The 12965-nt window shown below is 56.0% G+C and carries 11 protein-coding genes; 9 read left to right on the top strand and 2 right to left on the bottom strand.

The genetic code is table 11. The annotated features are described in order from the left end of the window. Positions 1–3: 3 nt before the first annotated feature. The 9 genes from RUDLU_RS0100050 to RUDLU_RS0100010 all read left to right on the top strand — a co-directional run bounded on the left by RUDLU_RS0100050 (position 4) and on the right by RUDLU_RS0100010 (position 11049). Positions 4–300: a DUF2829 domain-containing protein gene (locus RUDLU_RS0100050; RefSeq protein ID WP_019986282.1), complete on the top strand. Its 297-nt coding sequence runs from the start codon at positions 4–6 to the stop codon at positions 298–300. Then, a complete protein-coding gene (locus RUDLU_RS0100045) occupies positions 300–506 on the top strand; it encodes a hypothetical protein (RefSeq protein WP_019986281.1) in 207 nt (68 codons plus the stop codon). The genes RUDLU_RS0100050 and RUDLU_RS0100045 overlap by 1 nt, the downstream gene beginning before the upstream one ends. Further along, entirely contained in the window at positions 493–1359 is an 867-nt protein-coding gene (locus RUDLU_RS0100040) for a hypothetical protein (RefSeq protein ID WP_019986280.1), read from the top strand. Before RUDLU_RS0100045 ends, RUDLU_RS0100040 begins: the two co-directional genes overlap by 14 nt. After that, positions 1349–1849 (top strand): hypothetical protein, encoded by a 501-nt coding sequence (locus RUDLU_RS0100035; protein ID WP_019986279.1) that lies wholly within the window; start codon positions 1349–1351, stop codon positions 1847–1849. The genes RUDLU_RS0100040 and RUDLU_RS0100035 overlap by 11 nt, the downstream gene beginning before the upstream one ends. Then, positions 1849–3885: a DUF5977 domain-containing protein gene (locus RUDLU_RS0100030; RefSeq protein ID WP_019986278.1), complete on the top strand. Its 2037-nt coding sequence runs from the start codon at positions 1849–1851 to the stop codon at positions 3883–3885. Before RUDLU_RS0100035 ends, RUDLU_RS0100030 begins: the two co-directional genes overlap by 1 nt. A 4-nt stretch (positions 3886–3889) precedes the next feature. Continuing rightward, the gene (locus RUDLU_RS0100025; RefSeq protein WP_019986277.1) at positions 3890–4453 is read left to right on the top strand and encodes a hypothetical protein; all 564 of its coding nucleotides are present in this window, start codon (positions 3890–3892) and stop codon (positions 4451–4453) included. A 37-nt stretch (positions 4454–4490) separates the two neighbouring features. Further along, the gene (locus tag RUDLU_RS0100020; RefSeq protein ID WP_019986276.1) at positions 4491–4877 is read left to right on the top strand and encodes a hypothetical protein; all 387 of its coding nucleotides are present in this window, start codon (positions 4491–4493) and stop codon (positions 4875–4877) included. 98 nt (positions 4878–4975) lie between these two features. Continuing rightward, the gene (locus RUDLU_RS0100015) at positions 4976–9640 is read left to right on the top strand and encodes a phage tail tape measure protein (protein WP_019986275.1); all 4665 of its coding nucleotides are present in this window, start codon (positions 4976–4978) and stop codon (positions 9638–9640) included. After that, positions 9637–11049, top strand: coding sequence for a hypothetical protein (locus tag RUDLU_RS0100010; protein WP_019986274.1), 1413 nt, complete (start codon positions 9637–9639; stop codon positions 11047–11049). The genes RUDLU_RS0100015 and RUDLU_RS0100010 overlap by 4 nt, the downstream gene beginning before the upstream one ends. A gap of 161 nt (positions 11050–11210) precedes the next feature. Here the strand turns inward: RUDLU_RS0100010 and RUDLU_RS30115 are convergent, their stop codons facing one another. Next, positions 11211–11471, bottom strand: a complete 261-nt coding sequence (locus tag RUDLU_RS30115; protein WP_157580055.1) for a hypothetical protein — start codon at positions 11469–11471, stop codon at positions 11211–11213. Between the two features lie 114 nt (positions 11472–11585). Then, positions 11586–12965, bottom strand: a 1380-nt coding sequence (locus tag RUDLU_RS29965; RefSeq protein ID WP_019986273.1) for a site-specific integrase, incomplete at its 5' end; no start/stop codon positions are given.

The raw sequence follows: 12965 nt of genomic DNA, 5'->3' as shown, positions 1-12965 counted from the left end.
ACGATGCATACGTATTCGGTGGCTCTTGATGCCGTCAAAGTGGGTAAGCGCATTGCCCGTGCGGGCTGGAACGGTAAAGGAATGTTTGTATTTCAGCGCCCTGGTGACACATTATCCTGTAACATAATCACGAACGTGAAGTCGTTGCCTGATAGCGTAAAAACGTTTCTGGTAGCTCAGGAGCGCGACATTTTGTTTCTGCCCTATTTATGCATGTACGCGGCTGATGGGTCGATTGTAAATGGGTGGCTGGCCTCCCAAACGGATATGTTAGCCGACGACTGGACCATTCTTGACTAATGTCGCAGACACTCATTAACGTCATTACAACCATTGCCGGTCAGGTCGTCAGTTTCGGCCTGGCCGCTTTCTTTTGGCAGTATATCCAGAAGAAACTCGAAAAGATCGACGACGTGGACGTGGATCGGCGGGTATTCCGGATGGAAACCCGCGAAGAAATCCGAAAGGAATTGACCCCTAAAGCCGTATCGCATGAAAACCATTGAATTGGGTACCAAACGGTACCGGGTAGCCGAGTGCTGGAGCGAACTGACTCCTGAGCAGTACCGGCAGCTGATTATGTGCCCCCGGTTGCCCGCCGACGGGTCGTATGAAACCCTGGACAACGAAGCGGCTGCCTGCCGGGTCTGGCTGGGTATGAGCCCCAAAGTGTGGCAGCGGCTGGAATTGGCCCATTGGCAATGGGGTCAGCTGCGGCAGGTGTTTAACTGGCTCTTTACAACGCGCCCGGAAGGAAAGCCGCCTATTGATGTGCTGAACCACCGGGGTGGCAACTACTTTCTGCCTGAGGCCTACTACATGAATACAACGGCGGCCGAGCTGGCGGTCGCCAATATGGCGTACATCGAGTTTGCGCAGCCCATCGACGAGCATAGCCCGGACGATGTGAAAGCGAAGCATGAGGCACTCGACCGACTGGTGGCCACCTTATGCCGCCCGCGCCGGGCCGACTGGCGGGCGTTTAAGGCGTCGCGCGAGTGGAACGGCGACATTCGGGAGCCGTTTCGGGAAACCTCGATGCTGGAGCGGGCGAAGATGCTCAGTACGCTACCCTTAGCGGATAAGCTGTTGGTGCTGGACTATTTCGAGCGCAGTAATAACGAATTTCTCGACGAGTACGGCGAGTTGTTCGGGAGCGATGGCCAGCCCCGGTATGGCGATGGCCGTGGGTGGTTGATGTTGCTGAAGAACGTAGCCAAACAAGGCCATTTTGGCGATTTTGATAAAGTGTGCCAACAACCGGCGCATCTGTTGTTTGCCGCATTGCTCGACGATATGCTCGACCAGCAGCAGGCGCAGAAAGAAGCCGATAAACAAGCGATGCGCCATGATCACTGACCTGATTTCACTGTCGGATTATTTTGAGCAGCTCGTGGGTCAGCTGCCGGACGTCTACTTTCTGCCGATCAGCAATGGCGAGAAGGGAATCGACGAAATTGAGGCCTATTACACCAACGATTACCGGGGTACCACGGCCTTTTTTCAGGTGGCTGAAGTACCGCGCGCGACCAATGGGGCCGGGCTGGATACGCTCAAGTTTATGTGTTCGCTTTCGATTGCGGCCAAACCGGCTGATGCCAGTGCCCGCGCTGGCCTGGAGGTACGCGACTACACCCTAAAACTCATGCTGCGGCTGCTGGGCCTGCTGGAGCTGGCCGCTGAAACGAGCCAGCAAGAGGTAGAAGAACAGGGGTTGGGCTACGAGATGAAGATTGAACCGGTGGAACGGATTTTTCCGATCGGGCTGCTGGCCAACGTTGATCTGGATGGCCACTACATGGACGTCGACGTGACGATACCCGCTAATCATTTGCTATTTCCCGACTGATGGACGCTCTGGCTACACTAAATTATTTATCCCTGCGCCTGACGGGCAACCCGATGGCGTATATCATCGACGCCGTGCCCGATAGCATTGGCGACCGCCTTCAGCTGGTGTATTGCGTGGGCTTGAATTTGCCGCGCAGCTTTGGCTCGGGCGAATACACCGAGCTGATTAAGTTGCCCGGAAGGGAGTACCCCCCGCGCGATGAATTTGGCGCAACGGTTTACCCCGGAGCCTCGTTCGATCTGGCGTTGTTTCTCGACGACAGGCTGGTGCATAGCCCGCCGGTGTTGGGTCAGGTAGGTTTTGTGACCTGTTCGGGCCAGACAACCCCGTTTTATGTGCGGCAGTGGGTGGAAAATGGGGGGGCGCTGGTAGCCGGTACCGATAAGACGCTGGCGCTGGAGTATGCCCTGAAGGGACGGTTGAGCGTGGAGCAATTTGCGGTCTGGGGCGATCAGTTTTTTACAACCTACCTGGCCCAGAGTCGCCAATTTCTGAGCTGGCAACCGGCCGAAAAGTGGGTGGATGTGGCCCAGCCGGAATGGTTGTATTACCTGGTGAACTTTACGCCCAAACCAACTGAACTCCGCTTACGGGTGGAGGTGGTCTACAGCGACGGTACGAGCGAAACCCTGACGCTGGCCACGACCACCGGCGTAACCCAGTACACCGTGTACAGTGTTGCGGTTGGTTTTGCCGCGTTGGGTCTGGCGAGCCGCGAAACGGCCGAGAAGTGGGTGCATAGTTATACGGTCTGGATTGCCAACGAAGCGAATGCCCGGCTGAGCCAGGCCCGGACGTACTACGTGAACCGCGACTACGAGGCCAATGTGCTGTACCTGGTGTACGCGAATAGCCTGGGCGGCTTTGATACGTTTCGGTGCACGGGCCAGAGCAGTCGGCAGCTGACCGCGCGCGGGCTGACGGCTCAGCGCGCGCTGGAGCCCAATTATCTGCCGTCGACGGCGGAGCTGTTTTCGGCCAATCGGGCGGCCGACCGGAGCCTGACGGTGGCCACGGGCTTGCTCGATGGTGACCGGCTGGACGCGGTATCCGAGCTGGTGTTGGCCGAGGAAATCTACGTGGTGGCCAAAGAGGGGCTGGTGGCGCTGTTGCCCGTGGATACGCAGTTGGCTCTCCAGAGTGACGACGAAGAGCTGGCGGGCCGGGTGCTCACCTACCGCTACGGCAAAACGGAGGTCGGGTATTCGGCGTTGCCGGCACCCCCGGTGGCCCGCGCGCGGCCGACGCGTTGGCTCCCGATCAACACCTTTTGCCAGGTGAACGAGAACGGGGTTCGTACTGGCTACATGGGGGCGGCCAGTCTGGAGCTGCGGTATGCCGATGACGGGAGCCTGGTAAAACCGCGTAAAGTGAAGCCGAATACACCGGGTACCGAGGGGTACACCCCGCCGGTACTGAGTGCTGCCTGCGCGCCCACCACAACGCCGTATCTGAACGAGTTTATTGAGCAGTTGGGTACGTACCTACGGAGTAATTGTAGCCCGGATCAGGATGCCAGACCGGCTACACTGACTATTGCGGCTGGTACCTACGGAGCCGAAACAGTGGAGCAGCTTCAGAGCCGGATCGACCAGGCCTTGAAGGAGATGGATACGCAGGCCTACGCCGATCTGTACGGGGCATGCCTGGCTAATCCGGCCGGGTACACCTACAGCGTGCCGGCGGGCATGTTCCATTACCGGGGCAACCTGCCGACCCGACTGGGTATTGAGACGAGTGATTTTCCGTGGATGGGTAACGCCTGGACGATGCAGGGCCGTGGCGCGTACTGTTATGCGACGGGTACCAATGATCTGGATTTCCCGACGGCGGGCTTCGATGCGAGCAAATGGCGGTTGTTTACGTACGGTACGGCTGGCCGGTCGGCCCGGTTGCGGCTGTACAAGAACGGCACCTTGTACAGCGACGAGACGTTTGTATTCAACTCGGACGGGTTCGGGTATCACGCGTTGTTCTCGGGCGTGAGCATGGCAAGTGGCGATAAGCTGTACGTTCAACTAACCGACCTCTGATTGTATGGGCTTTCCGGTTCAACTTACGCAGGAGCAATTTGAGCGTGTTGCCACGGATGTGGTAGCCAGCATTGTAGCCGAGGCCGCACTAGTGATGCAACGCAAGATCAAAGCGGCTGGCTACGTGGTTTCGGGTGATCTGGCGAACTCGCTCCGCCACCAAATGCTGCTGGTCAGTAGCGAGATGTACGCTGAGTTTAGCGTGGGCTTTCGGGGGTACGGCCGCTTTAAGGATATGCGGCAACTGCTGTACGAAAAAATGCCCCCGGTGGAAGTGATGGAAGAGTTTGTGAAGCGGATTGGCCTGGATTCGTTCGATTACGTGCCGGGTTACCTGACCGATGCCAAACGCCGAGTGGAGATCCCGAACACGAGGGCGATTAACCGGATTGCGTGGGGGGTAGCCCGGAGCCGGATTTTCACGGCCAAAATCCGGCACTATAAACGGAATGCGTTTTACAACCCGACACGGGGTAAGCTGATCTACGAAGCCAGCTATAAACTGCTCGAGGCCCTGCCTGAGCCGATCCTGCGCGCCATGAAGCAACGTTTGGAAGCATCGGAGTAATTGCAGTTATTGTCGGCGTTTAAGTAAACGTCATGATATGAAGAAAACGTTGACCAGAATTGCCGGCTTTGCCGTTGGTGTAGTGCTAATGTTGGCCTTGATTGGCTATGTGTTTGGCCCGAATGAATCTGCTCAGGATGCGCCCAAGGCTGTGGCGGTTAACCTGAATAGTGCAGAGGGTATCGACTCATTTTTACAGGAAAAAGGGCTATCGTTATGCGAGGTTTATAAGTGGATAGGCGATATGGAAGCCGAAACCCGCGCGCAAGTTGAGAAGGAGTACCCGTCGATGAACGTGGTAGATCGATCAAACCGTCTCGACGATGTACGTGATCTGAAATGGAAGGAGTACTGTGTTAAACAGAATTTGCCCGATTCGATTCGCACGTATGTGAATGGATATGGCCTTGAGAGTTGTAAGTAATACACGAAAGCCCCTCAGGAGTGAGGGGCTTTTTTTGTGTCCTACAAACCCGCTTTTTCGGGGTATTCCTTCGCTGCTGGTTAAATCCCAGCAGCATTATGCAACTCAAAGAAGAAGCCGTTTTCACCCTAAAGTATGACGGTAAGCCGGTCATCAACCAGCTGGGTGAACTCGAACAGCGGCTAAAGGACGCCAAGGTCGCCCAGTCGGAGCTGACACGAGGTACCAAAGAATGGGCCGAAAACAAAGCCCTGGTGAAACAGCTCGAAGCGGATATTAAACAGGTCCGTGAGGAAATGGGGGCTTCGGGCATGACGGTGCAGCAGCTGAAAGGCTACTACGATCAGCTGAACCGCGAAATCCAGAAGCTGACGCCCGGCACCGAGGCTTATCAGAAAAAAGCGGCCGAAATGGTGGAGGTAAATACCCTCCTGACCAACCACCGCGAAACCATCAAAGGCGTTAATCAAGAGGTTGAAAAGCAACCCAGCCTGTGGGAACGGGCCAAAGCGACAGCCACGGGGTTTCTGGCTGGTTTTGGTGCGACCGAACTGCTTGAGCGCGCCTTCAGCTTCGTGCAGGACGGCATCAAAAAGGCCCTTGAGCTAACTGACCAGATGTCTGGCGTAGCCAAAGCGACTAACCTCAGTACCGAGGCCGTGGCTGAGTTGTCGGGAGAGCTGGACAAGATCGACACCCGTTCGACGAAAGAAAGCCTGATGGACATTGCGCAGATCGGGGGGCAGCTGGGCGTGGCCAACGAGGAATTGCTGGGCTTTGTGAAGTCGGTCGATATGGCCAACGTGGCGCTGGGCGACGAGTTTTCGGGCGGAGCTGAAGAGGTGAGCGCCAAACTGGGTGGGCTTCAGAAGCTGTTCAAGGAGACCAAAGACCTCCAGGCCGGGGAGGCCATCGAAAAGATTGGCTCAGCCATTAACGAGCTGGGGGCAGCAGGCTCCGCCACCGGGCCAGTGGTGGCCGACTTCACGGCCCGCATGGGTCAGTTGGGCGATTTGTCTCCACAGATCGCCGAAACGATGGGCCTCGGAGCTGCCTTTCAGGAGTTGGGTTTGTCGGCCGAGATTGCTTCGGGTGGTCTGACGAATATTCTGCTGACGGCCGCTAAGGACACGGCCACGTTCGCGCAGCAGCTGGGCATTACCCGCGATGAGATGAAGCAGCTCATCAATACCAATCCGAACGAGTTTCTGTTGCGCCTGGCGGAGTCGCTGAAGAATGTGCCCGCTGATCAGCTGGCTACCCGGCTCGACGATCTGGGCATTAAGTCGCAGGAGGCTACCAAGGTGATGAGCTTGCTGAAAGACCAAACCCAGATGGTTCGGGAAAAGCAGGACCTGGCTAACAAGGCAATGGCCGAGGGTACCAGCTTGCAGAAAGAGTTTAATACCGTGAACAACAATGCCGCAGCCGAGTACGACAAATCGCAGAAGGCCCTGGCGTTGTTGGCTACCAATATTGGGCAAGCCCTGCTGCCCGCCATCACGACGGGTACGCGTGGGCTGGTGGCATTTGTGAATATCATCCGGGCGGTACCCGAGTTTGTGAGCGAGAACCGCACCAGTTTTGCCGCGTTGGGTCTGGCTGTGCTGGCCTTTAACGGGCATCTGATTGCGGCCACGGCCACGAGTATTGGGCATGCTGCGGCCGAAAAGGCGCGCCTGATCTGGACGCAATCAGCCACGGTAGCCCAAACGGCGCTCAACGTGGCCATGACCAGCAACCCCATTGGCGTGGTGGTGGCTGCGGTGGCGCTGCTGGTGGCTGGCTTTACGGCCCTTTACAACAACAGCTCGACGGTACGGGGGATTATTTCGGGTACGTGGGAGGCTATGAAAACAGGGGTTAGCCTGGTGGCCGACCTGACGAACCGTTTTGCGGATTGGATTAAGCAGGGCCTGGAGCCGTTGCAACCGGCGTTGACCACGGTGGGCGGGTGGTTGTCGAACATCTGGGACCTGGTTAAAGCCGGAGCCGGTTTTGTGTACGACCTGCACATGGCCTTTGTGGATATGGTGGGTAATGGTCTGGGCCGGATCAGTGCAGGCCTGGCACCGGTGCGCACGGCTCTGGCTAACTTCTGGGGCCTGATCGATACCGGCATTACGAAGATCAAGCAGATCGGGGGGGCTATTGCTTCGTTTTTGCACGTCGACGATGTGGTCAACACGGTAAAATCCGCAGCGGGTAAGATCGGAGATGCCTTCAATAAAGGGTACGGCGATAAGCTGAACGAAGACCGGCCGAAGCAGCTGGCCGCGCACCAGAAACACCTCGATGATAAAAAAGGGGCGGAGCAAAAAACGGCGGGTCAGCTGGTGGATATCGTCACGACGTCGGAGCAGAAAGCGATTGACCGCAAAGCCGCCCAGAATGATAAGCACCGGGAGTCGGAGCTGAAGAAAGCCGCTGATAAGGCCCAGAAGGAAAAAGAAGACCAGATTCGGGCGAATGATGAAGCCAATAAGGCCATCGAAACCGCCCGGATCAATGCGATCACGAATGACCTGGAGCGCGAAAAAGCGAAGCTGGAGTTTAAATATCAGCAGGAGCTAGCCGCCATTGAGAAAAGTAAAGCGAGCCAGAGCATCAAAGCCGTTTGGGAAAAGGCCCTGCACGATCAGCTCCAGCGCGACAAAGACAAGGCCGAAACCGACTACCGCGCCAAGCAGGAAAAGGAGGAAGCTGAAACGGCCAAACGGATACTCGATCTGAAGGTTCGGCTATCCGGTGATGAGAAGGCCGATAAGCTGCAAAAGCTGGAAGACGTGGCTGCGGCTCAGCGCGCCCAGGTGGAAAAAGATGTGGCCGACGAAACCCAGAAGGCCCAGTTGCTGAAGCAGATCAACGAGAACCTGATCCGGGACAAAGAGGCCGTGGAGGCCGACTACCGGGCGAAGAAAGCCGCACAGGAGCAGGCCCTACAGGATAATCTGTACCAGGCTACGGTGGCCGACGCTAACGCCCGGCTGGTGTTGGCGGGCAACAACGCGCAGGCGATCTACGATGCCAAAAAGATGCGGCTCGATGCCGAGTATGAGCACAACCGTCAAAAGCTGGAGCGCGAAGCAGCCGAAGAAAAAGCCAAAAATCAGGCCCTCATTACCGACCACGATACCCGAGCGCAGGCGGATAAGGCCATCGACGACCGGTTGAAGTCGCAACTGAAGGCCAATGACGTGCAGTACGAGAATGATAAGACCCAGCTGACCCGCGACAAAACCGAAGCCCGCCGGCAGAATCAGCAGGAGTTTTTTGATGCCGTCAAGAAAATGATGGAAGGGGACTTTACGACCTTTTCCAACCTGTTGATGAAGAAGATGGCCGGGGAGAAAAAGCAGCTCACCGAGTCGCAGCAGGCCAATGTGGATAAGATTGACCAGGTAGGCTCGTACTTTCTGCTGGCAACGCAGGCCATGTCGAAAATCGCGCAGATTGCCTCGGAGCGGGAGATTGCCAAGATCAAGAAAGAGAAAGATACCCAGCTGGCGGCCTGGAAGGAGCAGTACGATAAGGGGTTAATTTCGAAGGAAGAGTACGAAGCGGGTACCGACAAAATCAATAAAGAGGCTGACGCTAAAATTAAGGAGCAGCAGCTGAAAGCCTGGAAACGGCAGCAGGCTCTCGACATCACGCAGGCCGTGATTCACGGGGCAATGGCGGCTTTGAAGTCGCTGGCCACAATGGGTTTCCCGCTCGGCCTGATTGGTGTGGCCGGTGCCGCAGCAGCCACGGCTATTCAGATCGCCCTCATTAAGCGGCAACAGCCCCCGCAAATGGCACGGGGTGGTATGATCCGAAACGCCGGCGTGCCCGATGGCCCGCGTCACGGGGCCGGGTATGGTACGAGTGGGTTGAGTGTGACCCGGCGCGATAACGGCGAAGAGGTGGCCGAGATGGAAGGGGGCGAGCCGATCATGGTGCTGTCGCAGCGAACCTATGCCAACAACCGTCGGGTGGTAGATGCCCTGATGCACTCGTCGCTACACCGTAACGGCGCACCGATTTTCCGGAATGGGGGTATCATGGGTACGGATGGCGGCTCGTACAGCGATTACGTGGGCCGTGGCCGCCGTTTCGATAACGGGGGCTGGATGAGCGATTACGTGGATACGTCGGGTGGTAGTAGCGATGGTGGCTCGTACGGTGGAGAATCGGCCTCGCCGGAGAACGATGCGGCCATGAATGAAGCCCAGCAGGTAGCCAGCGTCACCAACGAGCAGATCGAAAAGTCGCAGTCCCAAATGGATGCGATCATGAAGAATACGGCCGAGACCGTATTGGCCGTGGATAAAATGGGTGCGTACCTGGCCAATGAGTTTACGACCATGGTGCGGGATACGGCGGGTCAGCAGATGAACGCTCAGGACATTGCGTTTACGGCGCTGATCAATCAGGCCCGGCAGCAGGGCGACGAGCTGCGCACCTCGCTCGATACGAACATGAAGAACCTGACCGATACAATGCGGCAACAGGGCGAGCAGCTCATTCTGGCTCTGGAAACGAACATGAAGAACCTGGGCGATACGGTACGGCAGCAGGGAACCGAGCAGCTGACGGCCATCCAGAACCAGACGAGTACGCTGAAGGGGTCGATGGATGGGCAGACGGGGAGTCTGTTGGGCGAGCTGCGTAACCAGAGCGGGGCGCTGGGTGTGATTGCCAGCAAGGATTTAAGTGTACAGACATACGTGAACGTGGTGAACCAGATCGACGTGGTTGCCAATAAATCAGACTTTCAATGATCGATATTCGTTTGGATGGGGAGTCGGTGGACATGGCGCCCAATACCAGCCTGACGCTGGAGCGTTGGAACCCCCTACTGGAATTTGAGAAGGTGCCCGGCAGCCGGGTGTACGGCTTCGACTTGCCCAATACGCCCCGTAACCGGGCCTTGCTGGGGTATTTCTACGAGCCGCAGGTCGGTTACACCAGCCGGAAATTCCGCTGCGAGAAGTACGTGTATGGCCAGCTGCAGGAGCAGGGGTATGTGATGATTCAGGACGTAAAGCCGTCGGGTTTTAGTCTGTATTTTACGCAGAACCTGGGCGAGATTTTTGGCGACCGGCAAAACCAGCCGCTGGCCTCGATGCTGGAGCTGGGCCAGGAGCCGGTACCGGTTGCACCGGTGGCCGCGGCCAACCACCTGACCGACCGCTACTGTTTTCCGACGATTGAGAACCCCGCGTTCTACGGCAATGCGGCCGTGGCCGGTTGGGGTGGTCTGATGAATGAGTACAGCGGGGTGGCGTACAACGGCTATGCGCGGGTGCCGATGTTGTTTCTGCGCTGGGTGTACCAGCAGTTTGGCAACCTGACGGGCTGGAGCTTTACGGGTGGGTTCTGGCAAGACCCTGATCTGGCCCGGTTGATCCTATATAATACGTACAGCCTGGATGCGCCGTCGGCTCTGGTTTATGCCAACCATTTACCGGCTCTGACGCTGCCGCAGCTGACGATGGATTTGCGCAAGCTGTTCAACCTGTATCTGGAGTTCGATGTACGGCGTAACATCTGCACGATGGATTTTGGGGCCGACGTGCTGGCCGGCTCGGAGATTCTGGACTGGACGGAGAAGGCGCATCCGGAGCACGTAAAAGCACCGGAGCTGGTAAACCGGCTGGAGCTGAGTTATGCCCTCGATAGTAACGATGCCCAGCTGAAGCCGGTGCCGGCCGCGATGGATAAGTACACGACCCTCGAAACGGCCGCCAACGAAGGAGGAAGTGTATTGCCGATTCAGGCACGGGTGTCGACGCTGGCCACGAATGCTGTTTCGGGCCGCGCGGTGACGAGTCAGGCCGGACAAAGTCCGTTGAACAAAGAAGGTAAGAATGACTCGACGGCCAAGCTGCTGTTCTGGAATGGGCTGGTGGGGGGAGAGCCCCGCGCGACGGCCGCCCATGGGGCGCGGAGTCTGTACTGGCACGGGGCGAACAGTCTGGCGGGTGCCTACAGTGGCTTCGAGTCGTTCAAGGCCAATACGTTTTCGATCACGAAGCTGGTGTATCTGACGTCGGCCGATCTGGCCCTGTTCAGTTTCCGGAAGAAAGTGCACATCAAAGGGGTAACGTACCTGGTCGGGAGTATGAAGGCAGTACTCGGGTCGACGGGGCCGACGATTCCGACCGAGGTGCAGCTGTGGCGGGTGTAATCTGAAAAAAGTGCAATGAAAAAACGACCCCGGCGTGTTGAACTATTCCGGGGTCGTTTTATAAATGATTTTATGTTATTCGACTTTTCTCAGAAACGTTAGCAAAGTGCTAAAACCGGGTGGCCTATTTGGGCCGCTTGGAAAAGTGCAAACGTTTATGATTATGGTGGAGCCGGATTTTTAAGTGCCTGCTCCCATTGCTCTCTAATTTGCTTTAGTGGCAAATCGAAACTATCCCCGTCAAAAGCCTCCAATGGGATGTCAATTGAACGCCCCTCATATTTCAAGGATGCGTGGACGACTGTATGTCCAGAAGAGAAGAAGTGATTAATTAAGCTGAGTGCACCTTCAAGACTCTCAAGTCGGCAAATAAATAGCCGTGGTCGTTTTGAGCCATCCTGAATTTTAAGTTTGAGTAACATGGCACATATATCACTGATTTATATGCCTTAAATAATACTGGGGTTGGATAGGTTACAAAATATTTGGAGGAAAGTGAGTTTTCGGGCCAACAAAATAGACGCTCAACAGGTGTTCTAGAATTCAGGAAAGTCTTGAATCTGAGTATGTCGAACAACAATACCCAGGTCGCGTAAGTAGTCTTCCGTTTGTGCCGCCGTTGAGTGCCTGCACTGTTGCTGAATCAATCTGATATTCTGAGTGGCGTTCCAAAGCGAGATAACGCCCGTGTGTTTCCAGCTGTACATATCATAGCCGCCATCTTTGAGCCCCATCCGTTCCAAAATGCGCCGGTGGTGTTGGTAGAAGTAGTCCGGGCCCACTGGCTCAGGCCCCGGAACACCGGTGGCCGAAAAGACATAGAAATTGGGAGGGTACGAACGTAGCTTATGCCCCTCGATCAGACGCTCCAGTGGTGGAGGGATTTGAACGTGTTCGCCGGTGTTGTCTTTCGCATTGGTGCCGTTTACGTAAATCGTTTGCTCCTTCAGGTCAGCGACACGCAACAGCCGTAACTCTATGCGTGGGCGTAAAAAGGTGTAGTACATGAATTGAATGAACAGCAGCAGTTGGTGTTCACCCTCGCGCCTGGCTACATCCTTGAATTCAGCTCGTTGGTCATCGGTGTAAGCGGTGTGTTTTTCGGTTGTTGTCCGCTTATCCGGAATGTCCTCAAAGGGGTTTTCTAACAGTACTCTGGCGTTGGGGCGATTGAGTCGTTTACACCAATGCCGGAAGAACATACCCGCGTTATCCTTAACGTTATTATGCCCCCGGTTCGAGAGTCCATACTTCATGATTACTTGATCGAGGAAGTCGATAGCGTCTCCTGCGTGGAAATTCCCTAAGGCAACATTCCTAAGCCCCGGTGTGTCGGTAAGGTATTGCTTAAAGGTGGTTAGGCTTGATCGGTACGTGCGCCACGAGTTGTGCTTCGTAGTCTTCTTCTTGTACTCCAGATAAACGTCTATGGCCTTCCTGATCGACGTACTGACGGTGACGCTATCAACGTCCACGGCTCGGGTTGGGGCTTTCTGAAGCGCGTCGACGCAGGCACCCTGTTTGAGCAACTTTTTGACTTCAGCTACAACCTCACGGCCGTCAGCCAATCGCTGGGCCACAGTGTCGCCTTTCAGTACAACCCGCTTGCGCTTTAATTTTTGTTCTCGCTCTGACCAGATTCCGTATTCAACTACCCATTGCTTGGTTAGGTCATCGTCGGCAGGCTTCGAAATAAATGGCTCTTTAAAGGGATATTTCACGGAAACGGCGGTGATCTGTTTGGATAGCCGAACTTGCCATTTTCTTGCCATTACGGCAGAGATAACAAGCAAAACGCCTGTAAGTACGTGACTTACAGGCGTTTGGAAAGTGCCGAAGGCGAGACTCGAAGAAGCCACTAGAAGGTCATAAAACGCCCAAAACAGCGTGTTTTGGGCGTTTTTGATGAGTAGTAA

The sequence above is a fragment of the Rudanella lutea DSM 19387 genome, from assembly GCF_000383955.1.
In the GTDB taxonomy this organism is placed as follows: Bacteria; Bacteroidota; Bacteroidia; order Cytophagales; family Spirosomataceae; genus Rudanella; species Rudanella lutea.
Note: the sequence above shows the minus strand (reverse complement) of the source record. Positions and strands in the feature narration are given on the sequence as shown.